This window comes from Gelidibacter algens, assembly GCF_001678675.1.
GTDB classification, from domain to species: Bacteria; Bacteroidota; Bacteroidia; order Flavobacteriales; family Flavobacteriaceae; genus Gelidibacter; species Gelidibacter algens.
In genome coordinates, this window is the sequence record NZ_LZRN01000002.1 from 52179 (window position 1) to 76950 (window position 24772).

Here is a 24772-nt window from a genome sequence, read left to right on the forward strand (position 1 = left end):
TAGAATTCTTCCTGTATAGACTGACAACAATTTTTGCTTAATCTTAAAACCCCACAACTTTATGACTTGATCCAAATTAAGTGCCATTCGGAGGCCTCGTTTTTTGGGGCCACCGAATTGGTCTCGATTTGGATGATATTAGATGATTTTAATTGATATTGAATAAAATGAAAAACCCTGTAAATCATATGATTACAGGGTTTTTGGTGAGTTTTGATACTCAATAAGTGGAGCCGGAGAGAATCGAACTCTCGTCCAAACAAGTCATCAAAGGGCCTTCTACACGTTTATTCTTTTCTTGGGTTTTCGATTGCAGGCTGGTTAAAGACAACCCACCCACAACTTATCTTCTTTAGTTTCAAGAGCAAATCAAAGCGCTTCACTCCCTATGTCAACATTTACGATGTCTCTAAGCTGACCGCCGCTGACCAGGGCTTTCAAGAGACATTTAGCTTCCCTACCTGGTAGAGATTAGCAAATCCTACTGTAATTCGGATTATGCAGCTAAAGCGTAGTTATTCTCGCCGTTTAAAAGTTTGAAATAGTCTTTTACGTGTTTCAATTTCATTACACGACGTGCTTACCGTTCAATAAATCTCGCTGTCAAAACCAGTCGACCCCGTTTAGATATTATTTATTTGGGCGTTCCCTTTCAGCTATATCTTTTGCCGAAGGGGCAAAAGGATGTCGCTTCAAACTCGAAGAGTTCACGAATTCCTATTTGTTAAAATAAAAATACATGAGTAATCGCTAACGCAGCTTGCAAAGATATCAAAAACTTTGATTCTTGCGATTATTCTTTAATCTTATTGCAAAGTTCATTCCATATACTCCGATAGTAATTTTGATTTACAATGTTAATTTAGGCCAAAAATTAATTTTTGAAAATAATAGACCCATTAAAACCTAATTAGCGTAAATCTACATCAGGGTATTTCGATTTTATCAACATAAACACACCATAGCAAGCAATCCCGGCAGCAACGATTGCCATAATGATGGAACCAAACTCATTTTGAAGCAAATTAAAAGCGTCCGCTCTGTTGAGATCACCGCTCGAATTTTGAAGTCCTGCTTTAAAAAATAAATACGCCAAAATTCCCGCAACAATACCTCTAGCGGTAAACCCAATCGTGCCTGCATTGGTTAAAAGAGTTCTTGCCTTGTGGTCAATTCCTGCCTGCTCAACCTCTTCTTTAAATTTTCCGGAGTAGGCCATGTAAAATTCGTAAATCGCTTTTCCTACCAAAACCAATGCTATGCCAATGGCAATTGTATTACCGTATTCTGAATTTAAAACTTTTGAAACCGAACTTGATTTGCCACTAGAACTACCAAAAACCATTTTGAGTGCGGTAAATCCTAAATATCCATAAACTAAACCACTAACTAGATAACTACCACGCATGAGATATCCTTTAGCATTGTCATCATGATTTTTTAAGTTCGCAATCGCCTGATACCCTCTAAAAAATAAATAGCCTAACAGGCCAAGTCCAAGAATGACCAATAAAACCTGTCCGTAAGATTGGTCTGCCAAAAAACGTAAGGCGCCCTTGCTGCTTGAGGTCTTGCCTCCCAATCCGAAAATTGGAAGCGCCGTTAAAATCCCTATTAACAGATAAATAGCGCCTTTGGCCACCATCCCTATTCGTGAAATTGTTTCTTTTTTTTGACTCATATTTATAGTTTTTGAAGTTATTGTTACTTCCAATGAACTGAAATTAGTTCAATAATGATAACCTTATTCAAAGAAATACTAACGTATTCAAAACTTTGAATTTGAGTCGAACTTATATTAAGTAGTTGAATTTCAATGTCTTATTGAAACACTTGACGATTGTAGGATGGGTTCATTATCCTTTCATAAAAAAACATTAAATTGAAACAAAAACCATGATCAGAAAAGGAACATTAGTCCAATGGAATTGGGGTTCAGGCAAGGCAGAAGGTAAGGTTGTAGAAACCTATACCAACCCCGTCACTAAAACCATCAAAGGAACCGAAATCACAAGAAACGGCGAACACGATAACAAAGCACTTTACATCAAACAAGAAGATGGCGACCACGTTTTGAAAAGCGAAAGTGAGGTTGAGCGCCTGTCTTAAAGATTTTAATTGTCGATTGCTTGCTAAAGCCTACAAATCGACTTATTTTCGTCAAAAAGAGATTTTAGTAAACAGTCCTCAGTCCTCAGTAAGCAGTTTTTAGAAAGAGATTTGCTTGTCTGCTTATTGGAAGACAGGATTATTGCCGGGTATTGTCCGATTTATCTTTAGGTTTAATCTTTAGATTTCCGCCCCTATCTGCCGATAGGTAGGTTTGCGGAAATAAAAAAACAAGTTTTAATGAAATTCGCCATCATCAAAGAACGTAAAAATCCGCCAGACAGACGTGTCGTATTCTCACCAGAAAAATTAGCAGAAGCTCGCATGGAATTTCCAGAGGCAGAGTTTATTGTGGAATCCAGTGACATCAGGATATTTCCGGATTCGGCATACAGAGCCTTAGGGTTTGAGGTGACCGATGATGTTTCGGATGCAGATGTCATGATTGGTGTTAAGGAAGTGCCAATTGAGGCGTTGATTCCCAATAAACACTATTTTTTCTTTTCACATACCATCAAAAAACAACCTTACAATAGGCACTTGCTTCAAGCTATTCTTGAAAATAACATTGAACTGCTTGATCATGAAACCATCGTCAAAAAAAGTGGCGCACGCCTCATTGGATTTGGCCGTTATGCGGGATTGGTTGGTGCTTACAACGCATTTAGAGCTTTAGGATTGCGAGAAAAATTGTTTGATCTTCCAAAGGTGCAATTACTATCTGATTTGAGCAGTGTAAAGGATGAGCTTGATAAAATAACTATTCCAAACATTAAAATTCTACTTTCCGGAACAGGAAAGGTCGCCTATGGTGCCAAAGAAATATTGGATCATTTAAAAATTAAGGAAGTGAGCGATGCGCTTTATCTTACTTCAAAATTCACAGAACCGGTGTATTGTATGGTAGATGTGATGGAATATAGTAAACGAAAGGACGGAAAAGTAGGCAGCAAACAGCAGTTCTACAAGGATCCTTCAGATTACGAGAGCAATTTTATGCCATATGCCAAAGAAACGGATATGTTTATTGCTGGACATTTTTATGGCAACAATGCTCCTTATTTATTCACCCGTAGGGATGCAAAATCGGCAGATTTTAAGATCAACCTTGTGGCAGATATCAGCTGTGATATTGATGGTCCCGTAGCTTCAACCATAAGGGCTTCAACAATTGCCGATCCATTTTATGGCTATGATGCCAAAACAGAAAAGGAAGTAGCTTTTGATTCCCAAAACGCCATAACCATTATGGCTGTTGATAATTTGCCGTGCGAACTTCCTAAAGATGCCAGTGAAGGTTTTGGTGAAATGTTTTTAGAAAATGTTATTCCTGCATTTTTTAATGACGATGAGCGCGGAATCCTAAAGCGCGCCAGAATATCAAAGAATGGCAAGCTCACTGAACGTTTTCAATATTTACAGGATTATGTAGATGGAATAGAATAATACACGCTAAGTGTTTGATTCTTGAATTCTAGCTATTAGATTGGTTAATCTCTAACAAACTTATTGCCCTTCAATACTTCTACATAATTTGTATTAGCCTTAATTTCTGCATCTGTAAACCATGCCTCCCTTAATTCTTTTTTGGAGAAAAGTTCTAGTTGATCACCAAAGTGTGGAGAGTCTTTTTGGGTTGCATTACCATAACTTAGTAAGACTTTGGCCTTAGGTGTTTTGCCAAATTCAATGACGCCTACCCAAGAATCGCCACCCCCAACATATGCATGTGTAGCATCAGTACTCCCTGGCCAAGCTACTCTAAAGGTTCCTAGGGCGCCATCCATTCCATTTGCAGGTAAATCTTTATCTCCATATGTGATGCGGTAGTAATCACCCCATGGGACATCGAGTTTGCCAAATCCAGCTTCAATTTCGTTCGCTGCAGTTTCTAATAATGAGACAGCGGTTGTGGGATCGGAAAGACCATCTGGTGTGGTGTTTGGAGAATCAAAACTCCAACTTTCAGCATAATTACTGACCCTCCATATATTAAACTTTCCTGCCCAATTATAAAAAAGCAAGGTTCCGCGACTATTATTATTTGCTTCCCTGTCCCAAGCAGTCAATACCTTCATGGCTTCTTTGGCTTTATCTGAATCAGAATTTGCAACGGCCCTTCCCAAATCATCGAGAATTCTATCCGCAAATTCCAAATGAGTGGAAAGCTTATAATCAACCAATTCATCAAAGGTTATAGAGTTATCTTCCATCAGCATTCTGGCAGCCCTTTGCGATCTATAAGACATATAAACGGGTGCCATATACGACGGAAAATCACTTGGTTTTAGAATCATTGGTAGTGTGCTGGTCCATGGAGGATCATTCGAATTTTGTAACCATCCAGTCTCTGGATTTTTTACTTTTGGTAAATCAGAATAGGAGTGGACTTCTGTCCACAGATCGGCGGACTTTCCTCCAGGGATAAATCGGTTCCAATACTCCCAATCTCCAGAACTCCGTTTAGGAACCAGCCCGTTAAAAAGATAGAATATGTTGCCCGCATCATCTGCATACATCACGTTCCAAAAAGGAATCTGAGCCATTTTTAGGGCTGATTCAAATTCATTAAAATTTGAAGCATTGATCATTTTCCACCATTGTAAGGCCATATCCGGCCTGTCCATTCCGACCATTCTTATGGCCAAGACCTTGTCTTCTGATTTCTTAACCACAGGGCCATATTTTGTTTTCATGATAGGGATGTTCTGTTCGATCAATGTCCCGTCTTCTTGCTTGATTTTAATAGTTTTGCTTGATACTTCAAAATCATTCCTTTCACCATCAATCAAATAGCCACCATCTTTCAAGTCTAGTTCATAGGTATCAGCATTATCAATGGTATTGTCCGTATGGCTCCAACCAAGATGGTCATTAAATCCGATCGCAATTCCTGGCAACCCCACAAGATTGGCGCCGTACATATACTTACCATTTAAATTGAAATGAGATTCAAAGAACAGAAATTCGCCAAACCATGGTAGATGAGGGTTTTGGACCAACATCGCGTTGCCAGATGCTGACTTAGATGGACCTATGGCATAAGCGTTTGATCCCATGTCTGGCCAATCTTGCACACGACCCAAATCTCCACCCCCTATAAATCTTGTAAAAACGATGTACATGCTGTGCATCTTGGCATCTTTGGAAGTAAGGGGAAGTAATTTTTTATTTGCTTCGTCAATTGCCTCTGGGTGCGCCTCTGCATAGGCATTAAGTCCACTCACGAAGGAATCGTAGATTTTTTTGGTGATGGGGTCTTGGGTATTTTCCCAGGCATCGGCCAGTTCAGAAAAGCCCAATGTATGGATCAACATATCATCTATCAACTTGTCCTTGCCCCAATACTCTGCTCCGCGTCCTCTAGAAACCCCGAAAAGCTCTATGATGTGATTTGCATGGTTATGCATTTCTGCCCATCCTTGAGCAAAAAACAAATCTTCCAAATTGTCCGCTTTAATATGCGGTACACCCCAAGTATCCCAAGTAATTGTTGTAGGGGAATCATTTTGGCTAAAACCATTTAAAATTAGGCTTACTATAAATAGCGAAGAAACTAATAAATTTTTCATATGATATTGATTTTCAGAGTACTTAAAGATACACTATGTTTTAAATCGAAATCCATAGAGAAATTATTTTTTATTTTTAGATTTGGATTTTACTGATCATTTTTTACGATAGCTATTTTTGATACAGATTTATTTCTGGAGATTACATGCAACATTTAGATAAAAAGCCTATTGAATTATTAGATACTTAAGCTTCCATTTGTTGTTTGGTGTGATTTCTACTGAAATAACAATGAAGAGAAGAAGAAAGGGATTCTGATTAATTTCTTATGAATTATAACCAAAAAAAATATAGCCAATGGAAACTATACTAAATCTTTTGATGCTATTGGTTTCCAGTTGTCAAACGATGGAAATAGGTTTCAAAAATTAATACTGATCTGATTCATAATATGAATAAAGATCTGTGAGGTAGCTGTGAAATATACAAAAAGCCTGAAAATTGAATTTCAGGCTTTTTTCTTAAATGTTTTATTTTGCTTATGGTTTCAAAATGTCAATCATAATATCCATTTCTTTAACCAGTTTTTCATTAGAGCCATTATAGCCAACAGATTTGAATTTCATTCGTCCATCTGGTCCAATGATAACTTTGGTTGGAATTCCTGAAATATCATATTTTTCAGCCACTTCAAAGTTATTGCTGCCCTCAATTTCATTGTCATAGACCACATGAAAATCATAATCGTTCTCTTTAATAAAATCTACGACCATTTTTTCTCTATTCTTGTCTCTTTCAAAAGTATCTACAAACAATAAAACTACTTTGTCATCGTCTTTGTATTTAGTAACCACTTCTTGCATCCCAGGGAACGATGCGATACAAGGGCCACACCAGGTTGCCCAAAAATCCAAGATCACCGTTTTTCCTTTCAGCGCTTCTAAAGAAACGTCCTTACCTTTTGTGTCTTTCAATGTGAATGTTGGCGCTTCTTCATCGAGCATCGTTTTTTTGATTTCCGCTACTTGTTTTTTATAAGCCTCTTCATCAAAAGCCGCCAATTTCTGATCCGCATCTTTTGCTGACGGATGTTCTTTAAGATAGGCTGTTTTGTAAGCCTCTTTTATTTTTGTATTGCCATTACCAAGCTTTATTAAATTTTCGGCTTTATCTGCAGCTTTTGCATATTGTTTGTCTGCCATTAAATACTCGATATAGCGCGCGTTCATAGCAGGGTCTTGTGCTTTTGGATCCTGTGCTTTTTCCTGATAGGTGATAGCTTCCTTCACCTTGCCTTGTTTGAATAAAATCAAAGCATAGGTATCTGCATACATGTTGTATGAAGATTTGAGACTTTTTTCGTATTGTCTTTTCGTATAATAATCTGGCTTGTCTTCCGGATTTTTTTCTAGAGAAGTGATGAGATCAAGAGATGTTTTAGACATTTTTGCGGCCTGATCTAAGTTTTCACCACTTTCTGCCATTGGCCAAGCCAAGTTGTTATAGGTTGAAGCTCTACTGGACTTATCATCAATCATGGAAACATATTTCTCAAAATTGTCCATGTCCTTTTGTTGATAATATGTTCTGGTCAAAGTGCCAGCCATATAATTCCCTATGTTTCCTAGTTTTGAGTTCGCATCAGCATAATTCTTGAAGATATCCGCTTTCTTTTCTAAATCGGTTTCTTTCTGAAACAGCTCTACCATTTCATAATTAGCAGTATTCCCGTTTGGGAATTTCTCAAGGGCTACGTTCTTTATTGAATCATATTTGGTTTGCTCTCCGGTCATGTTATAAAATTGCATCATGGAGGTGTACTCTTTTTCAGAAACATCATTTTTTTTCTCCATAGAAGTAGCATAGGCATCAATGAGTTTTTTACCTTCTTCTTTGTTATTCCTGAATGCCATTTGTAGATAGGAATTATTCCAATCCGATTGAAGTTCAGGATGCGCAGTCATATCCGTTTTAATTGCTTCAAAAGCGACTTTTTCATCCATTTTGATGCCATAATCGCTACCATTTCCCAATGCGTAATAAGAGGTGGCGGCATTACTACCTTTTATTTGCTTACCATCTTTAGTATATAAAGGTAGCAAATAGCCTTTTTTATTGTTGTCATCGAATTTGTCATCAGCTTTTATGATAAATGCAAGAGCAACGGCTGAATCTGGAATCTTTATAGACCCTTTTTGTTCGCCATCCTTTTCTGAAAAGTCAATGTCGAGAGGATAATTTTTGTCGTCTACCATATAGGCGTAAAAAGCCTCGACTTCGTCTTTACTGTTATAAATTAGCTCGATTTCATCGCCTGGCGAGGGTTGCTCTTTGGAGATGGTTAATTGGCCCATGGTAAGTAGTTGTGCTTTTTTTTCTTCTTCCTCTTTACAGGAGAAAAATACCAATAGCATTAAAAATGAATACAAAGTGATTTTTTTCATGTGGACTATTTAAGTTAATGTGGATCTAAAATAGAGAATATTCATTGAATGATAAAGATTTAGAGGATGATATATTAAAAGCTGGAACTCAATAGGGTAGAAGACGACTACAAAATTTTTTGTAGATACTATTAGTTTTCGACAGTATTAAATCCTTTAAAGATCCAATAACCAACACCTAAAAATGCTGCAAATGTCAAGGTGAATACCCAAGCTTGTAAATGATCTGTTGGATGTACTAAAATATCAAAAATATCTGCAAACAAAGCGAATGGGTTTTGCAGAATTTCCCACGAATTATAGCGTAAAAATCGTCCCAAATACATCCCGAAACTCGTTAATGGGAATAATGACAGTAGGACATATTTCAAAATTCTGTCGTTCAGCACGCGTTTCAAAAGGACTTCCATATCAAAAATCGAAAGGTAAAAAAGTAAAATTCCGTTACAGGCAAATGAGGTAATCACCAAAACATCTAACCATATACATCGGCTTTCAAGGGCATTGAGATGTAACAAATCTGTCAGAATATAAGGTGCGTTGGGCAGAAAGAGTAACCAAACACAAAACCCGAAACCAAGTATCCATTTGTTGATGTGCGCTTTACTGCTGAGATAGGTAGTAATAAGATACGGAATCAGTGCCAAAATCAAATTCCAAATCAGAAACAGGAAAAAGAAGGAGTGGTTAAGCTTCATGCGGAGAGCCAAAATAATGATGCTCAACGCCATTGAAGTTATTAACATAACTACAATTTTAAACCGATTGAAGAGCAGTGTTTTAAGTGCTTGCATGCTTAGTATAATTTGATTCGACAATTAATATAAATAGAATTCCGAGCGTGTATGCGATTAAATCTGAGACGTGAAATGTGCTGCCCAAAATAAGTTTTGCCATGTGATTGTTTTCAAGATTTAAAAGTTTCAAAAGTTGGAATAGTTGCAAAAACTCAATCAGAAATGAGAATGCCAACACAGCTAAAGCAAGGTATATTGGTTTTGTATCCAAAAAACTTTTTAAGAAACAGTAGATTAAAATCACCACTAAAAAATCACCGAACGTATGCCGGATAAATCCTGTGACCAAGAATGTTGCAATCAAGATTTCGGTCAGCAGTAGCAGGATGAAGCTGAGAAAGTAAACTGTAGTGAATTTGAATTTCATGTGGATAGTATTAAGAAGTACGGTGAAAGCGCGACCCTGCTCTTGCCGGAAAGCAAGTGCAGGGTAACACCCACATTATTATGGGTATCAATCATCCGTTATTCCAATCAATTTTTCGTGATATAAACATCACTATGGCCAAAATGAGAAACAGACCGATACTGCCCACTAGCAACGCGTAGTTTTCCAACTGGATAATGACATAGATAAAGGTGTACAATGCAGTCAGCGATGCGCCAATAAACATTGGGAACTTCCAGTTTGTCAGGATTGATTTTGAATAGAGCGCAATTAAAGTAATGACCGAAATGCCGGCGATGAGGTAGGCTTTTAGGAAGTTACTGTGCTCAGAAATGGACACCAATAAAGTGTAAAACATGGTCAGGGCAATGCCAATCATCAGATATTGAAACGGGTGAATGTTAATTTTGCTCATGGTTTGCATCAAAAAGAAAATGAGAAAGGTAAGCCCAATGACGAGAAAGCCATATTTGGCGGAGCGTTCACTTTTTTGGTATTCATCGACCATGACCATGAATTTTGTTCCGAAAGCAAACTCGTTAAGATTCGGAATTTTGTTCAAATGCTGTTGCGAGAATGCCCGGTTGATGTGGAGCACGCTCCAATGGGCCTCAAAGCCATCTTTACTAATGGTTTTTGATTCGTCATTTGGCAGATAATTGCCGATAAAACTTGGGTCTGGCCAATTGGAAGCCATGCTCATGGTGGTGGTTTTCCCAACGGGAATCAGCTCGATTTGCTTGCTTCCGTTGAAAGACATTGCCATGCTGAATTCTGAGTTTCCTTGATTTTGAGCGTCGTCGATTTTGAGAAAACCAGATTCCAAGGTGTCCAAATGTCCATCGTTAGACTGTTGGTCATCGCTATAATTGGTCTGGAAAGTGTAGCTGTTATCATTCAATTTTAAAATCAATTCGCTTTTGATGCCTTTCAAATTGGAAGTCTTAAAAATCACACTTGCTTTATCCCAAATGATAGCGTCTGTTTTAATGCCTTTGTCAGCCAAATCTGTAGGTATGAAATGCCCCTTGAACGCCATATTGGTTGTAAATACGGCCGATTCAAAGTTGCCACGATTTAAAGTTTTGGAATTCACAGTGACATCAGCATCCAGACTTTCGGGAAAAATGTAGGCGTAATTGATATGGGTTTGTGTTTCCTTGAGATAGGTTTTGGTCTTTTCGTTAAAGGTTGAGGTTTGAGAATAGGTGTTATACGGCAATTTTAAAATGGGTCCGTATAAGAGGACGTTGTTTCCCCATTTGTCATTGATTTCATTGACCACATCTTGTTGTCTGAACGAGCGCTCGGTAATCAAGCTATTTATATAGGAAAGAGGAATCAATAAAATGAGTATCAAGAAACCTACCATGATCATTCTTGCGGTAATGGATGTTTTTAGCCAATTGCTAAATTTGTTGGGCTGTGGAGATTGTTTTTCAGTGTGTTCCATGAGTTAAAGTTTAAAGTACTTTGTATTTCAAAGTTGATTGATAAAAAAAATGTTTGTTGTTAGTGTAATAGAGGAGACTATGTTTTATTGATTAGTTTTTCAAGCGCTTCAATATGTTTCTTAAATTCAGCTTCGCCTAGTTTAGTGGTACTATAACGTGTGTTGGGTTTTCTTCCTATAAATTGTTTCTCTACTTTAATATATGCTGCGGCCTCCAATGCTTTTGCGTGGCTTGCCAAATTACCATCGGTGACTTCCAAAAGTTCTTTTAAAGTATTAAAATCGGCATATTCATTGACCATCAACACAGACATGATTCCTAAACGGATTCTGTGATCGAATACTTTATTTATGTTGTTGATGATGCTCATAGTACTTCCTGCGAAGGCAAGGATTTCATATTTTAAAGGTCAATTTATTCTTGTGTTATTGTCAACTGCTAGTGGACACTGTTCACTTAATTCTGTCATACTTAAAATGCATCACGGCTCCATAAACAATATGCATAACGCCAAAACCTAAGGCCCAAAAGTACAAGCCATAACCGACAAACTGGGTAGCGACGAGCCCTAAAGCAACATTGATCAATCCTAAATATCTAATGTCGCCCAAAGTATATTTACTGGCATTGATACAACCCAATCCATAGAAGATCAGTGTTGCCGGCGCAATTAAACCGAACACTGCTTTATCAATTAAAACGAGGCAAAATAAACCCCCAGTAACAAGTGGTATTAAGAAATTGATGACGAGCCGTTTGGATGAACCATCCCAAATACGTGCATTATTTTTTTTAGCTTTTCTTACAGTAAGAACTATTCCCGTAAAGATGGAAAGTAAAATCACTGACACCGCAACGACAAATAGCGTAGTGACCGTATCAAAGATTACAAAAAATCGTTTTAAAGGATTTTCTATAATCTTAATCTCTTGAATAATATTATGAGCTATAAAGGCACCTACTAGTGCATAAATACCAGCGAGTATACCAGACAATCCGCTTAACGAAATAAACCGTGACGACTTATTCATCATATTTTTAATCTCGCTGATGTCTTTTAGATAGTCTTTCGATTCCATAGTAAAGTACTTTGAAATACAAAGCTAATATATTTATTTTGTTTATACAAATTAAAACTTAGATTTGATATTATTTCAATAATTCACCCTGAGCCCTAAACGCTTATGAAACCAACACCGCTTTTTATTCTTCTAGTTTTTTAGTTTTTTGTAATGTAAACGCTCAAGACTCTTTGAGTACAAATGTGCCGCCTGAGATATTATTTAAGAAACCCACCCAGAATAATTTTTCTATATCTCCTGACGGAAAATATTTTGTAGAAGTAGTTGAAAACAATATTGAAATTGACATTGTAGTTATAGATATTGACAGTTATTCACTTTTTAAACGAATTCCAGTTGGACATACAGCAATTCAGAATGTCTATTGGCTATCTTCCAAACGTTTAATTTATGAATCTTTAGGAGAAATTTTTGCGATCGATATTGATGGTACAAATGCAACGCTTATTGTTGATAGGATGGCAGATCAATTGACAAGAGATTTATATAAATTACACGAAAATATAAGAGTTAATGGCGTGGTCAATTTGTTGCATAGCAATAAAAATGAAATTTTAATACAAACCTATGACTACAGTGGGTATTGTAGTATAAAGAGGGTAAATATTTTTACAGGTCAAAAAATAACCGTACATTGACGGAAAAATACGAAAAGATACACAGATGGATCTTAGATAGTGAGGGCAATATAAGACTAGGTATTCGATATAATGACACTGGATATGATTATCTAGTTAGGAGCTCTAAAAACAACAAATGGGAGCAATTTTATCTGAAAATGGATAATCAAGATATTCCATTAAAAATAGATGCTACGTCTTATTTGAGTCAGAACGTAAACTTTGAGGGATTTGGTTTAGAAGAAGATATAATCTATATAACAACTAATTTAAATTCAGATAAAAGACAACTTATTTCTTATGATTTAGCAAAAGAAAAAGTTGTTGATATTCTGGTTGAAGATCCAAATTGTGATGTGAATGATCCTCATGGAAGAGATATTTCCTTTATTTATGATTTTTCAAATGGAGATTTGGCTGGAATTAGATTTGAAAGTATTGCTCCTTATTTTAAATGGTTCTCCCCAAAAATGAGCAGCTATCATGCCTCTTTGAATAAAAAACAATCCAGATTATATTAATGATATCATTGGTTCTGATTCAAATGGCGACAGATTACTGATCCATCAATGGAGTGATACAAATGCAGGAAATATTGGAGTTTATAAAGTTAAGGAAGATGCCTATTACGTGATGTTTTATTTTAATGAAGAGCTCAATAATTACAAATTATCTAAAACAAAAATTGTAATTGCCAAAGCAAGAGACGATTTTAGGATTCCTTGTTATGTAACTTTGCCAATACACTATTCTAATAGTGAACCAATTCCGCTGGTAGTTATTCCCCATGGAGGTCCTTGGGCAAGAGATTATTGGGAATTAGATAGTTATGCTCATTATTTTTCGAATAGAGGTTATGCAACGCTTAGGGTGAATTTTAGAGGTTCAACAGGTTTTGGTAAAGAACACGTTTTATCTGGTGTCAATAGTATTGATGAAGTAATGATTAACGATATTGCTGATGCAACTAATTTTGCTATAGAAAAATATAACTTAGACGCTAACAGCACATTTATTTTTGGACACAGTTATGGTGGATATGCGGTTTATATGAGTTTACTGAAGTATCCAGACCTTTATGCAAAGGGAGTTGCGGTTTCTGCTCCTTCAGATATTAAAGCTTGGTTGAAGACCCAGAAAAAAGAAGATAACTATTTTGCTTATGAATTTTGGAATTTTGCACTTGGATCAAAGAAGGCTAAATATTTAAACGAGATTTCTCCAATACATTATGCACAAGATTATAAGAAACCGTTACTTATTTTTCACGGTAAAAACGATGAAGTCATTTCAGTTGAACAAGCGGAAGAAATGTTTTTTGAGTTGAAAAAATATAACAAGGATGTGAAGCTGGAGATTCTGCAAAAAGAAGGTCATAGCATTCTTGACAGCTATAGTTTAGGGTACATTTTGGATGCCTCTAATGATTTTTTTATCCAAAATCAAAGTCACGTTCTTTCTGATTAAAATTTCAAAAATTTCTTACCATTCCTATTTTCTACTATTTAAAACGATAAACTTTAGAAACTAGAAACTAGAAACTAGAAACTAGAAACTAGAAACTAGAAACTAGAAACAACAGAAACCAGAAACTAAAAAACCTTGAAACCAGCAGAAGCCTACATCCTAAAGCAATCAGAACCATATCGTTCCATCATGATGCATTTACAAATGCTGATTGAGGTGACTGTTCCTGATACTGAGTTATTATTTAAATGGAGTTTGCCATTCTTTTATATAGATAAGCGTCCTATTTGCTATATCAACCAAACCAAAGGCTATGTGGATTTGGTATTTTGGAATGCGGCGCGTTTTACAACATATACAGAATTGTTAGTTACTGATAAACGAAAACGCATGAAATCATTGCGCTATAAAACCTTAGATGAAATTGATGATGTGGTTGTTATAGAAATGGTAAAGCAGGCCTATAAGTTTAGGGAGCATAAGTTTTATTAGTTGTTGGGATCACTTTTTTCCATTTATCAGATTCCGCAAATTCCTTTATGATTTGATTGCGCTCTCTAAGGAACTTGGTCATATATTTTTGAAGATAAAGGTGATCAGCTAATCTGCCCAAAACCCCGTAAGGCGATTCATATTCAAAAACATCAGTCATTAATGTGCCACCGTCTAAATCTTTAAAATGATGCTCGTGCTTAAAACTTTTGAAAATACCAGACGCCATTTCATCAACAAAATAATATGGTGGATTGAATGCTGTAATTTTTGATGTCAGCGTGTGATACACTCCAAAATGTTTGGCATACCAGGTCACAGATTCATTTAAATCTATCAGTCCGTGGGTTTTTCCAGCAATTGCTGTTTCCTTAGTATTTTGGGTTGAAATTTTGTGAAGATCAATGCTACGGGCTAAATCAAAAACCAACGTTTTATTTGCAGTGATGAAAGTGTTTAACTCGATTTTTGGCATACCCGGATTTTAAATCCTGAAATAAAATATTAAAGTTCCCTGTACATTAGGTAGTGTTCAAAAGCTAAACCTTTAAAATTCTTTTTATGTTTTTTCTCCACTTCATAATAGTGGGAATCAAAAAAATCAAAAGCCGTAATGGTCGCGTCACACTTCAGAACATCAAAGCCGTTGACAGATACTCTCGATTCCATAATGCGAAGCAGTTTTGACCCAACGGTTCGTCTCTGGAAATTTTTATGTACGTACAACCCATCCATTTTATTTCCGTTTGTAAGATAAGAGAAGCCCACAATTTGCTGCTTCGCTTCTGCCACAAGAAAATAAAACTTTTCAATGCGCTCTTGCCATTTGTCAATGTCGTCAGCACCAGAAGACCAAACTTGAATTTGCTTTTCAGAATAATGCTTGCTGTTTACGGTACGGATAGTGTCTCTAAAGATGGAGGTGATTTCCGGTAAATCGTCTAAGGTTGCTTGTCTAATTTCTATATCCAAAACGTGATATTATCTAATGCTATTATTTATTTTATTACTGACCCCTGCTTGCCCTTCCGCAGCTTTTGCGAAGGCGGGACTACTGATCACTATAAACTATTGACTGTTTTTCTGATCGCCACCAAATTAGTCAACAATTTTTCTAAATTATCGAGGTGAAGCATATTGGCGCCATCACTTTTGGCATTTGCTGGGTCAAAATGGGTTTCGATAAATAGGCCATCCACGTTGTTGACCACACCAGCTCTGGCAATGGTTTCAATCATATCTGGTCTGCCGCCTGTAACTCCAATGGTTTGGTTTGGCTGTTGCAGAGAATGCGTAACATCCAAAATGGTCGGTGCATATTGGCGCATGGTAGGGATGCCTCTAAAATCAACAATCATATCCTGATAGCCAAACATCGTGCCTCTATCGGTAATCCATGCCTTGTCATTGCCTGCATCTTTCACTTTTTGAACGGCGTGTTTCATGGCTTCCGGACTCATAAATTGTCCTTTTTTGAGATTGACTATTTTTCCGGTTTCGGCAGCAGCTACGACTAAATCAGTTTGCCGCACCAAGAATGCCGGAATCTGCAAAACATCAACATATTCCGCAGCCATTTTTGCATCAGAAATTTCATGGATATCGGTTACCGTTGGGATGTCAAAAGTCTCAGAAACTTTACGCAGTATTTTCAATGCTTTTTCATCACCAATACCTGTAAAACTATCAATTCTACTTCGGTTTGCCTTTTTAAAACTCCCTTTAAAAACATAAGGAATTTTTAAATTATCGGTAATCTTTAATACTTTTTCTGCAATGCGTAAGGCCATTTCTTCACCTTCAATGGCACAAGGGCCGCAAAGTAGAAAGAAATTATTGGCGTTAGTATGTTTTAATTTAGGAACGTCGTTGAGAGTCATTTGTTGGGTGTTTTAAAAATGCAAAGTTACGGAAAATATTGCGTGATGTTGTGTCTGTCAAATAGGGAATTCACATATAACATTCAGAACTACTTTATGGATGAATTTTGAAATCTTGCAATGAGGTTTACAGATAAAGGCATTCAATCCAACCTGAAATTCTAACGCACTCCCGAAGCGTTGCTATTGTTAATTTTAATAATGACGGCACTGTCGGAAAAATCATTGCATATTCGATTGGTAAAATAAATATGTAACGTGTTTGGGCTAAATATTTTGAATTGGAAGACAAAATTCTCATTATGATTTTAGAACCGTTGTCTCAAGTCTCTCATCTAGGATCTAGCTTCTTTTCCAACATCTACGATCTAGCTTCTTTTCGAGAGTTGAGGGACTAAAAATTATGCGCTCCAATAAAGTAAAAAGCCTCTTTTTAAGCAACTTAAATAGTGCGCTTTCAAAAAAAAATCAAAATCAGACGCCTTCTTAACAACTTGTAAAAAAAAATTATCGTACATTTGCGCGCTTAAAAAAAGGCACCATATATATGGCAAAAATAAAAAACATTGCAATTATTGCACACGTTGACCACGGTAAAACAACCCTAGTTGACAAAATTATGTACCACTGTCAGTTGTTTCGTGAAAACGAAAATACTGGCGATTTAATTCTGGATAATAACGATTTAGAGCGTGAAAGAGGTATTACAATTACTTCTAAAAACGTTTCCGTAATTTATAAGGATACAAAAATTAATGTTATCGATACTCCTGGTCACGCGGATTTTGGCGGTGAAGTTGAGCGTGTATTGAATATGGCTGATGGCGTATTGCTTTTGGTAGATGCTTTTGAAGGTCCAATGCCGCAAACGCGCTTTGTACTTCAAAAAGCTCTTGATTTAGGATTGAAACCATGTGTGGTAATTAATAAAGTTGACAAAGAAAACTGTACACCAGAGGAAGTACATGAGGCTGTTTTTGATTTGATGTTTGAACTTGGTGCTGAAGAGTGGCAGTTGGATTTTCCAACCGTATACGGTTCTGCAAAGCACAATTGGATGAGTACAGATTGGAAACATCCAACAGATTCTCTTGAACCATTATTAGATATGGTTATTGAGCATATTCCCGATCCAAAAATTGAAGAAGGGACTACCCAAATGTTGATTACGTCTTTAGATTTCTCATCATTTACTGGGAGAATTGCAATTGGACGCTTACAACGCGGTATTTTAAAAACAGGCATGAATATCTCTTTGGTGAAGCGCGATGGAAAAATCGTGAAATCTAAAATTAAAGAGCTGCATATTTTTGAAGGTATGGGCCGTAGAAAAGTTGATGAGGTACAAACTGGAGACATATGTGCTTTAGTTGGATTGGAAGGCTTTGAGATTGGTGATACCGTTGCTGATTTTGAAAATCCAGAAGGGTTGAAAACCATTTCTATTGATGAGCCTACCATGAGTATGTTGTTTACCATCAATGATTCTCCGTTTTTTGGTAAAGATGGAAAGTTTGTAACCTCCCGACATATTAAAGATCGTTTGCTTAGAGAACTTGAAAAGAATTTAGCGTTGCGCATGCAAGAAACGGATAGTGCAGATAAATTTATGGTCTTTGGCCGTGGTGTCTTGCATTTATCGGTATTGATTGAAACTATGCGTCGTGAAGGTTATGAACTTCAAATTGGTCAGCCGCAAGTAATCATTAAGGAAATTGATGGTGTAAAATGTGAGCCAATTGAGGAAATGACTATTGATTTACCAGAAGCTGTTTCAGGTAAAGCCATTGAAATGGTCTCTATTCGTAAAGGTGAAATGTTGAGTATGGAAGCCAAAGGCGAGCGTATGATCTGTAAATTCATGATTCCTTCAAGAGGAATTATCGGTTTAAGAAACAACTTGTTGACCGCTACTGCTGGTGAAGCAATTATGACGCATCGTTTTAAAGAATACCAACCAATGAAAGGTGGTATTCCAGAACGTCAGAATGGTTCTTTGGTATCTATGGAAAAAGGTCAGGCAATTCCATATTCTATTGATAAATTACAGGATAGAGGCAAGTTTTTTGTTGATCCGGGAGAAGATATTTATGAAGGTCAGGTTATTGGAGAAAACTCTCGTGGCGATGATATGGCGGTTAACGTTACCAAAACCAAAAAGATGAGCAACGTACGTTCTTCAGGTGCAGATGATAAGGCACGCATCATTCCAGCGGTAAAATTCTCATTAGAGGAGGCATTGGAGTACATCCAAAAGGACGAATATGTTGAGGTAACTCCTCACTTTTTGCGTTTGCGTAAAATTTTGTTGACAGAAACGGAACGTAAGAGAGGTAAAGCGAATTAATTCGATCGATCTTAAATAGTTATATAAAAAGGAATTCCGTTTGGAGTTCCTTTTTTTTGTTTCTGACGACGCATGAGAATTACGAAATGTAATTAGCCTCTATTAAATGTAGGCAATTTTAATACCTTCACTAAAATTATTGTAATTTGGAAGCCAATTTGAATCAAAAATTTTTATAACCTGCGTTGACCTTGAAAGCGTATTCCATTGAAATATATCAACCCAAATTCAAGTCCGCTTGGAATACCTTTGTAACTCATTCCAAAAATGCTACGTTTTTATTTCAGCGTGATTTTATGGAGTACCATCAAGATCGGTTTGAAGATTTTTCATTAATGGTCTTTAAAAAAGGAAAGTTGGTGGGCTTATTGCCTGCCAATAGGGTAGAAGATGAGCTCCACTCGCACCAAGGCCTAACTTATGGCGGACTCTTACTGTTAAAGGATGTTAAATTTGAAACCGTATTGCATAGTTTTGAAGTGCTTTTAAAATTTTTAGAGGAGCATAAAATAACGACACTTTATCTCAAGGAAATTCCGGCAATATATCATCGAATTCCTTCGGAAGAAGTTCATTATTTGAATTTTATTCTAAACGCTCAATTAGTAAGAAGAGACACCCTTTCAGTTATTGACAACCAGCATCAAATAAAATTTTCAGGCAGCAGGCGCGAAGGCATTAAACGTGCCCAAAAGCATGAATTGCGTATTGTAAACGATGATGATTTTAAAGCATTTTGGAATACGATTCTGAAAATTAACTTGAGCATAAAACACAATGCAGAACCAGTGCATTCCCTTGAAGAAATTTTGTGGCTGAAGGAAAAATTCCCTCAAAACATAAAACAATTCAACGTCTACCAAGGGCAGCAGATTGTTGCGGGTGCTACAATTTTCGAAACGAAAAATGTGGCGCACTGTCAATATATATCAGGAAACGGTGATAAAAACAACTTAGGGAGTTTAGATGCGTTGCATGATTATTTGATCAATGAAGTGTATGCTGAAAAACGCTATTTTGATTTTGGCACTTCCAATGAAAATAATGGAAAAAATATTAATGAGGGACTTCAATTTTGGAAAGAAGGGTTTGGAGCGAGAACAATGACGCAGGATTTTTATAAAATTGAAATAAAAAACCATAAAGAATTACATACCATTCTGAAATGATAAAGTTTCTGGATCTACATAAAATCAATGCGCGTTTTGAAAATGATTTTCAAAATAAGTTCAAGCATTTTATGGATTCTGGACATTATATTCTGGGGAGCGAAGTAGAGCGGTTTGAAACTGATTTTGCCACCTATTGCGGCACTGAGTATTGCATTGGGACTGCAAACGGCTTAGACGCACTCACTTTGATATTTAAAGGCTACATACATCTGGGCAAATTACGACCTAAGGATGAGGTGCTCGTTCCTGCCAACACCTATATAGCTTCCATTTTGTCTATTATTAATGCAGGATTGCAGCCAGTTTTGGTAGAACCTGATTTGGAGACTTACAACATATCTCCAGAAGAGATTGAAAAGCACATTACCAAAAACACCAAGGCACTATTGGTAGTGCATCTCTATGGTCAGTTAGCCAATATGAATGCCATTAATGCCATCGCGGCGTCACACAGGTTATTGGTGATAGAAGATGCAGCCCAGGCGCACGGTGCAGTTGAAAATTCCAATTTAAAAATTCCAAATCCCAAACTCAAAAAAGCAGGAAATTTAGGACATGCTGCAGCATTTAGTTTTTATCCGAGTAAAAATTTGGGTGCTTTGGGCGATGCTGGAGCGGTCACGACCAACGATAAAGATTTGGCAGAAACGCTTAAACTGATGCGTAATTATGGCAGCTCCAAAAAATATGTTAATGAGATTATAGGCGTTAATAGTAGGTTAGATGAACTTCAGGCTGCATTTTTAAATATCAAATTGAAATGTCTAGATGCAGACAATGCTAAACGTCAAAGCATCGCCAAACGTTATCTTCAGGAGATTAGCAATGATAAAATAGCATTACCGTTTTATAGCGGTGCCAAGGACCATGTGTTTCATGTATTTACAATTCGGGTTGCTGATCGTTCTGGTTTTGTGGCCTACCTGCAGTCTCATGATATTGGGCACTTAATACATTATCCAATTGCGCCACACCATCAAAAAGCCCTGGAGAACTTCAGGCATCACACATTTCCGCTTACTGAAAAAATACATGACACCATTATCAGCATTCCGATAAGTCCGGTTATGACTGAAGATGAAGTCTATAGGGTTGTTGAAATTTTAAACGTCTATTAATGAATAAATTTAATAGCTATATCAATGATCATGTCTTGTTTAGGGTTGCCAATCTCAATACTGCAACCATTATCATAAAGATTATGGCCGGCATTTTGACATCTAAGGCCATAGCTGTGTTTATTGGTGTTGAAGGCATGGCCCTTATTGGAAACTTGCGGAATTTCTTGAGCGCTGTGCATACCTTTTCAATTACGGGTTTCTATGATGGATTGGTCAAGTCCATAGCAGAGGTTAAGAATGATACCTTTAAATTAAGTCAAACCTTATCTTCGGCCTTTTATATAGGGTTTTTATCAACCATTCTAGTTGCGTTTGTGAGTTATTACAATGCTGAAACCATTAATCAATTCTTGTTTTCTGCCAATTATAAATATGCCTATGTTATTAAAATTATGGCTCTGGCACTGCCTTTCTATGCTTTAAACATGTTCAGTTTTGCAATTATGAATGGGTTTGAAAAGTATAAAATTTTACTCATCATTAGTATCATTGGTCAAGTTTTAGGGCTCTTGATAACATTGCTTTTAATTTATCAAAACAATATCGATGGCGCCTTGGTAGCTGCAGTAATTGCACCGTCGCTCATTTTACTGGTTACTTTTGTGGGGTTTGTCAATCAACGTAGCTTGGTCTCCTCAGTAAAAATATCCAATGTAAGTTTTAGTGTCCTTAAAAAATTTGCACCCTATGCTGTCATGGCGTTGGTGACTGCTATTGCCATCCCTATGGTTTCCATTATGATCAGGAACTATATCATTGCTGAAGTTGGCATAAAAGAAGCTGGACATTGGGAAGCTATGCAGCGGATTTCAGATTACTACCTGATGTTTATCAATTCATTAATGGCCTTATATTTTTTACCAAGATTTAGTGAGATTGAGAGCAAAAAAGAATTCAGGAAAGAAGTCTTCAGTTTTTATAAGTCAACCATGCCCATTTTTGGGATAGGATTGGTTATCATATATTTATTGCGCTCAGTTTTGGTCCCTCTAATATTTTCCGAGGATTTTCAGCCTACTGAAGAGCTCTTTTTATGGCAACTTTTAGGAGATTTTGTAAAGGTACTTTCCATAGTTATTGCCTATCAATTTATCGCTAAAAAAATGTTTACCCAATTTATTATTATTGAAACATTTTTGGTGGTCGTTATGTATTTATCCAGTGTCTATTTAATTGACGTTTTTGGAGTTGAAGGTGCGGTGATGGGACACTTTGTAAGTTATGTAATGCATTACGGCATTATTTTGTTGATATTTGGAAGTTCGCTTTTTGGGGTATTGCAGGAACATAATGAAGGCTAATTTTTCTAAATGACTCCATGAAAAAAATTAAGGACTATATCAATAATAATCTACTAATTAAAATAGCTTCGTTAAATTCAGTATCTGTAATGACTCGTATAGTTGCTGGGTTTGTTACTTCAAAATTCATCGCACTCTACATCGGTCCTTCAGGACTTGCATTTGTTGGGAATCTGAGGGATTTCTTTTCTACTCTCCAATCATTTTCAAATCTTGGCTTTTATAACGGTGTAGTTAAATATGTTGCCGAATTTAAAAAAGACACTCTCAAACTTTCACAAACCTTGTCAACGGTATCTTACTGTGTGTTGGCTTCAACCATAGTGTTGTCTATATTTTGTTTCTTTGGAGCTGATATGATCAATCGTTTTGTATTTATTGAAGGGGATAATTATGCCTATCTCATTAGAATAATTTCGGCTGTGTTACCTTTTTATGCAATTAATTCTGTTATTCTTGCTTTTCTAAATGGTCTTTCCAATTTTAGACGTCTTGTGGCCATCCAAATTCTAGGACACATTTTTGGAACCCTATTGACTATTTTTCTAATTTATAACCATCATATCCAAGGAGCGTTATTGGCTGTTGTACTTTCTGAAGTAGTATTGTTTTTTATTACGTTGGCATCTATTTCTAAATCGGTAGCCTTCTTTTCACTCATCAAATTTAGATTGTTTGATATAAACAAAGTCAAAAAGCTCGGGTCATTTTCTATGATGTCGCTTTTTACGGCCTTGACGGCACCTCTGGTGATGTTATCTATCAGAAACCATATCATCGATACGCAAGCTCTAGTTGATGCAGGGTATTGGGAAGCCATGAACCGTTTGTCAAGGTATTATTTAATGTTTGTTACGTCATTACTTACCTTATATGTGTTGCCACGCTTTTCTGAAATACAAACAAGCAAGGAGTTTAGACATGAGATTTTGGGACTTTTCAAAACTATCCTACCCGTGTTTGCATTGCTGTTAATAGCCATCTATTTTTTAAGACATATTATTATCGAAGTAGTATTTTCAAAAGAGTTTGCACCTGTTGAGGGTCTGTTTTTTTGGCAACTTATCGGAGATTTTATTAAAGTTGTTTCAGTTATCATTGCTACGCAACTCTTGGCAAAAAGAATGATTTGGCACTATCTCATTACAGAAGCGCTGTCATTTGCAACCTTATATGTTGCCAGTATTTACTTGATTGATAGATACGGTGTTATAGGTGCAACTATGGCCCATTTTGTCAATTATTTGGTGTACATGGTCTTGATATTGGTGGTGTTTAGAAATTCTCTTTTTGGAAAACTAAAAGAATGACAGTAAAGGAACAAAACCTTCTGAAGAATAAAACCTATGAAAGTGAGGTAATACTTGATATGTCTTTAAAAAAATGGAATTGTGATTTTGGTTACTTTTTTTATTTTGTTAATTTTCATTCCAGATTTTGACATATGTTTGCGCAATGTCTTTATAATCATGGTTGCTTTCAACAAAAGCTCTTGCACGTTTTGATATTTCCACTATGTTTTCGGGATGTTCAATGAGCCAACTCAGCTTTTGAACTAAATAATTAACGTCAGGCAAAGAATTAATGGCAATTGTATCCTCTTCAACTCCATAATAAGCTAGCCATTCCGCTTCTGCACCAGTAAAAACCACTTTGCCTTTGGCCATGGCTTCCAAAGCGTTATAACCTTGGTCATAGGCGTAAACTTGATCCATTAAAATATGGCAGTCATCATAACTTTTTATGTATTTCTCATAAGGCAGGCTGTGAGTTGTAGTCACTTCTACTTGATCTCCAAATTTGGAGACTATAATTTTGAGTGCTTCCGTAAAATAGTCATTTCCCTTTTTAGTGATTGCGGAAGTGTTAACGCCGTGGAATATTTTAATTTTCTCTTTTATTTCTGTCAGGACATATTCTATTTCATCTGTGTTGATGGGGTTTGGAATCATTCCCACATAAGCTTTATCGCCCACCAAAGGAAGGTGGTAATCCATATCTGTCGCAATAACACCTTGCGCATTTTCATAAATAAAATCGTGAAGTTTATTAAAAGCATCCGTCAAATATGCCAACTGAAATTTATATTGAGGTTTGAGCGAAGGATTTTTTATATAAGGGCTCATTACGCTATAACTGAATTTTCCATCCATCATATAACGCATACATTGGTAGTCAATGCCACAAGAGAGTAGATATAGTTTACTATTATGTTTTAACAGATGTTTTATAATCTTGATTTCTAAATCGGGACTGGTTTTTAAAGAAAATTCATTGATTAATTGAACAACGTCAAAACCTCTCAATTTTTTAGAATTTAATCGGACTTTTAGATAAATTTCATAAGCGCCTAAATCTATAGAAGTTAGCTTATAGAAGCCAACTTTAAGTTTTTTTAATACAGGATGATAAAAGGAATGGTCAACCTTAATATCAACGGGATAATTTTTGAAACCGTCGCCACTGGCAATTATAGAAACGTCATGCCCTAAAGCCTCAAGACCTTCTTTAAGAGAATTGTGAAGTCTGCTATATTCACCAACCAACAATATTCGCATAAAAATATTACTTTTGTAACAAAAGTA

At 36.4% G+C, this 24772-nt stretch carries 23 protein-coding genes and 1 other RNA gene; 11 read left to right on the plus strand and 13 right to left on the minus strand.

The features are described 5' to 3' along the window. Positions 1-225: 225 nt before the first annotated feature. Positions 226-621, minus strand: a transfer-messenger RNA (tmRNA) gene (gene ssrA, locus A9996_RS01110). A gap of 289 nt (positions 622-910) precedes the next feature. Further along, positions 911-1681: a DUF1206 domain-containing protein gene (locus A9996_RS01115; RefSeq protein ID WP_066429998.1), complete on the minus strand. Its 771-nt coding sequence runs from the start codon at positions 1679-1681 to the stop codon at positions 911-913. A gap of 215 nt (positions 1682-1896) precedes the next feature. Here A9996_RS01115 and A9996_RS01120 point away from each other — a divergent pair, with 215 nt between their 5' ends. Both A9996_RS01120 and A9996_RS01125 read left to right on the plus strand, forming a co-directional pair. Further along, the gene (locus A9996_RS01120; protein ID WP_066430001.1) at positions 1897-2109 is read left to right on the plus strand and encodes a hypervirulence associated TUDOR domain-containing protein; all 213 of its coding nucleotides are present in this window, start codon (positions 1897-1899) and stop codon (positions 2107-2109) included. A 240-nt stretch (positions 2110-2349) separates the two neighbouring features. Further along, positions 2350-3555, plus strand: a complete 1206-nt coding sequence (locus A9996_RS01125) for an NAD(P)-dependent oxidoreductase (protein WP_066430003.1) — start codon at positions 2350-2352, stop codon at positions 3553-3555. A 44-nt stretch (positions 3556-3599) separates the two neighbouring features. Here A9996_RS01125 and A9996_RS01130 read toward each other — a convergent pair whose 3' ends face one another. The 7 genes from A9996_RS01130 to A9996_RS01160 form a co-directional block, all read right to left on the minus strand. Continuing rightward, positions 3600-5681: an acylase gene (locus tag A9996_RS01130; protein ID WP_066430005.1), complete on the minus strand. Its 2082-nt coding sequence runs from the start codon at positions 5679-5681 to the stop codon at positions 3600-3602. A 480-nt stretch (positions 5682-6161) separates the two neighbouring features. Continuing rightward, on the minus strand, positions 6162-8066 hold the full coding sequence (locus A9996_RS01135; protein WP_066430007.1) for a TlpA disulfide reductase family protein: 1905 nt from the start codon (positions 8064-8066) through the stop codon (positions 6162-6164). Positions 8067-8197: 131 nt separating this feature from the next. Beyond that, the gene (locus A9996_RS01140; protein ID WP_066430010.1) at positions 8198-8860 is read right to left on the minus strand and encodes a DUF1361 domain-containing protein; all 663 of its coding nucleotides are present in this window, start codon (positions 8858-8860) and stop codon (positions 8198-8200) included. Further along, positions 8847-9230, minus strand: a complete 384-nt coding sequence (locus A9996_RS01145; protein WP_066430012.1) for a ribosomal maturation YjgA family protein — start codon at positions 9228-9230, stop codon at positions 8847-8849. Before A9996_RS01145 ends, A9996_RS01140 begins: the two co-directional genes overlap by 14 nt. 91 nt (positions 9231-9321) lie before the next feature. Further along, the gene (creD, locus tag A9996_RS01150; RefSeq protein WP_066430014.1) at positions 9322-10704 is read right to left on the minus strand and encodes a cell envelope integrity protein CreD; all 1383 of its coding nucleotides are present in this window, start codon (positions 10702-10704) and stop codon (positions 9322-9324) included. 77 nt (positions 10705-10781) lie between these two features. Continuing rightward, positions 10782-11075 carry a winged helix-turn-helix domain-containing protein gene (locus A9996_RS01155; RefSeq protein WP_066430016.1) on the minus strand — a complete coding sequence of 98 codons (294 nt, stop codon included), beginning with the start codon at positions 11073-11075 and terminating at the stop codon, positions 10782-10784. An 82-nt stretch (positions 11076-11157) separates the two neighbouring features. Then, entirely contained in the window at positions 11158-11784 is a 627-nt protein-coding gene (locus tag A9996_RS01160) for a hypothetical protein (protein ID WP_066430018.1), read from the minus strand. Positions 11785-11957: 173 nt separating this feature from the next. On the opposite strand from A9996_RS01160, the gene A9996_RS01165 reads away from it, so the two are divergent. The 4 genes from A9996_RS01165 to A9996_RS01180 all read left to right on the plus strand — a co-directional run bounded on the left by A9996_RS01165 (position 11958) and on the right by A9996_RS01180 (position 14366). Further along, a complete protein-coding gene (locus A9996_RS01165) occupies positions 11958-12425 on the plus strand; it encodes a hypothetical protein (RefSeq protein WP_066430020.1) in 468 nt (155 codons plus the stop codon). After that, positions 12422-12928: a hypothetical protein gene (locus A9996_RS01170; protein WP_066430022.1), complete on the plus strand. Its 507-nt coding sequence runs from the start codon at positions 12422-12424 to the stop codon at positions 12926-12928. Before A9996_RS01165 ends, A9996_RS01170 begins: the two co-directional genes overlap by 4 nt. 112 nt (positions 12929-13040) lie before the next feature. Further along, positions 13041-13874 carry an alpha/beta hydrolase family protein gene (locus A9996_RS01175; RefSeq protein WP_066430025.1) on the plus strand — a complete coding sequence of 278 codons (834 nt, stop codon included), beginning with the start codon at positions 13041-13043 and terminating at the stop codon, positions 13872-13874. 135 nt (positions 13875-14009) lie between these two features. Then, positions 14010-14366: a DUF1801 domain-containing protein gene (locus A9996_RS01180; RefSeq protein WP_066430027.1), complete on the plus strand. Its 357-nt coding sequence runs from the start codon at positions 14010-14012 to the stop codon at positions 14364-14366. On the opposite strand, the gene A9996_RS01185 is transcribed toward A9996_RS01180, so the two are convergent. The 3 genes from A9996_RS01185 to kdsA all read right to left on the minus strand — a co-directional run bounded on the left by A9996_RS01185 (position 14344) and on the right by kdsA (position 16246). Further along, on the minus strand, positions 14344-14841 hold the full coding sequence (locus tag A9996_RS01185; protein WP_066430029.1) for an SRPBCC family protein: 498 nt from the start codon (positions 14839-14841) through the stop codon (positions 14344-14346). The two genes, A9996_RS01180 and A9996_RS01185, sit on opposite strands and share 23 nt — an antisense overlap. Positions 14842-14870: 29 nt before the next feature. Continuing rightward, positions 14871-15338, minus strand: a complete 468-nt coding sequence (locus A9996_RS01190) for a GNAT family N-acetyltransferase (protein WP_066430031.1) — start codon at positions 15336-15338, stop codon at positions 14871-14873. Between the two features lie 89 nt (positions 15339-15427). Beyond that, the gene (gene kdsA, locus A9996_RS01195) at positions 15428-16246 is read right to left on the minus strand and encodes a 3-deoxy-8-phosphooctulonate synthase (RefSeq protein ID WP_066430032.1); all 819 of its coding nucleotides are present in this window, start codon (positions 16244-16246) and stop codon (positions 15428-15430) included. Between the two features lie 547 nt (positions 16247-16793). On the opposite strand from kdsA, the gene typA reads away from it, so the two are divergent. The 5 genes from typA to A9996_RS01220 all read left to right on the plus strand — a co-directional run bounded on the left by typA (position 16794) and on the right by A9996_RS01220 (position 23497). Further along, entirely contained in the window at positions 16794-18593 is a 1800-nt protein-coding gene (typA, locus tag A9996_RS01200; protein WP_066430035.1) for a translational GTPase TypA, read from the plus strand. 191 nt (positions 18594-18784) lie between these two features. Next, the gene (locus A9996_RS01205; protein ID WP_066430245.1) at positions 18785-19762 is read left to right on the plus strand and encodes a GNAT family N-acetyltransferase; all 978 of its coding nucleotides are present in this window, start codon (positions 18785-18787) and stop codon (positions 19760-19762) included. Beyond that, positions 19759-20883, plus strand: coding sequence for a DegT/DnrJ/EryC1/StrS family aminotransferase (locus A9996_RS01210; RefSeq protein WP_066430036.1), 1125 nt, complete (start codon positions 19759-19761; stop codon positions 20881-20883). The genes A9996_RS01205 and A9996_RS01210 overlap by 4 nt, the downstream gene beginning before the upstream one ends. After that, positions 20883-22187, plus strand: coding sequence for an O-antigen translocase (locus tag A9996_RS01215; protein ID WP_066430038.1), 1305 nt, complete (start codon positions 20883-20885; stop codon positions 22185-22187). Before A9996_RS01210 ends, A9996_RS01215 begins: the two co-directional genes overlap by 1 nt. Positions 22188-22204: 17 nt before the next feature. Continuing rightward, on the plus strand, positions 22205-23497 hold the full coding sequence (locus A9996_RS01220; RefSeq protein WP_066430040.1) for an O-antigen translocase: 1293 nt from the start codon (positions 22205-22207) through the stop codon (positions 23495-23497). Positions 23498-23605: 108 nt separating this feature from the next. On the opposite strand, the gene A9996_RS01225 is transcribed toward A9996_RS01220, so the two are convergent. Further along, entirely contained in the window at positions 23606-24745 is a 1140-nt protein-coding gene (locus tag A9996_RS01225; protein WP_066430042.1) for a glycosyltransferase family protein, read from the minus strand. Positions 24746-24772 lie beyond the last annotated feature (27 nt).

Excerpts from the sequence above, each read along its gene's own strand:
- A9996_RS01115 (WP_066429998.1), bottom strand. The coding sequence starts at position 1,681 with ATGAGTCAAAAAAAAGAAACAATTTCACGAATAGGGATGGTGGCCAAA.
- A9996_RS01120 (WP_066430001.1), top strand. The coding sequence starts at position 1,897 with ATGATCAGAAAAGGAACATTAGTCCAATGGAATTGGGGTTCAGGCAAG.
- A9996_RS01125 (WP_066430003.1), top strand. The coding sequence starts at position 2,350 with ATGAAATTCGCCATCATCAAAGAACGTAAAAATCCGCCAGACAGACGT.
- A9996_RS01130 (WP_066430005.1), bottom strand. The coding sequence starts at position 5,681 with ATGAAAAATTTATTAGTTTCTTCGCTATTTATAGTAAGCCTAATTTTA.
- A9996_RS01135 (WP_066430007.1), bottom strand. The coding sequence starts at position 8,066 with ATGAAAAAAATCACTTTGTATTCATTTTTAATGCTATTGGTATTTTTC.
- A9996_RS01140 (WP_066430010.1), bottom strand. The coding sequence starts at position 8,860 with ATGCAAGCACTTAAAACACTGCTCTTCAATCGGTTTAAAATTGTAGTT.
- A9996_RS01145 (WP_066430012.1), bottom strand. The coding sequence starts at position 9,230 with ATGAAATTCAAATTCACTACAGTTTACTTTCTCAGCTTCATCCTGCTA.
- creD (WP_066430014.1), bottom strand. The coding sequence starts at position 10,704 with ATGGAACACACTGAAAAACAATCTCCACAGCCCAACAAATTTAGCAAT.
- A9996_RS01155 (WP_066430016.1), bottom strand. The coding sequence starts at position 11,075 with ATGAGCATCATCAACAACATAAATAAAGTATTCGATCACAGAATCCGT.
- A9996_RS01160 (WP_066430018.1), bottom strand. The coding sequence starts at position 11,784 with ATGGAATCGAAAGACTATCTAAAAGACATCAGCGAGATTAAAAATATG.
- A9996_RS01175 (WP_066430025.1), top strand. The coding sequence starts at position 13,041 with ATGTTTTATTTTAATGAAGAGCTCAATAATTACAAATTATCTAAAACA.
- A9996_RS01185 (WP_066430029.1), bottom strand. The coding sequence starts at position 14,841 with ATGCCAAAAATCGAGTTAAACACTTTCATCACTGCAAATAAAACGTTG.
- kdsA (WP_066430032.1), bottom strand. The coding sequence starts at position 16,246 with ATGACTCTCAACGACGTTCCTAAATTAAAACATACTAACGCCAATAAT.
- typA (WP_066430035.1), top strand. The coding sequence starts at position 16,794 with ATGGCAAAAATAAAAAACATTGCAATTATTGCACACGTTGACCACGGT.
- A9996_RS01210 (WP_066430036.1), top strand. The coding sequence starts at position 19,759 with ATGATAAAGTTTCTGGATCTACATAAAATCAATGCGCGTTTTGAAAAT.
- A9996_RS01215 (WP_066430038.1), top strand. The coding sequence starts at position 20,883 with ATGAATAAATTTAATAGCTATATCAATGATCATGTCTTGTTTAGGGTT.
- A9996_RS01220 (WP_066430040.1), top strand. The coding sequence starts at position 22,205 with ATGAAAAAAATTAAGGACTATATCAATAATAATCTACTAATTAAAATA.
- A9996_RS01225 (WP_066430042.1), bottom strand. The coding sequence starts at position 24,745 with ATGCGAATATTGTTGGTTGGTGAATATAGCAGACTTCACAATTCTCTT.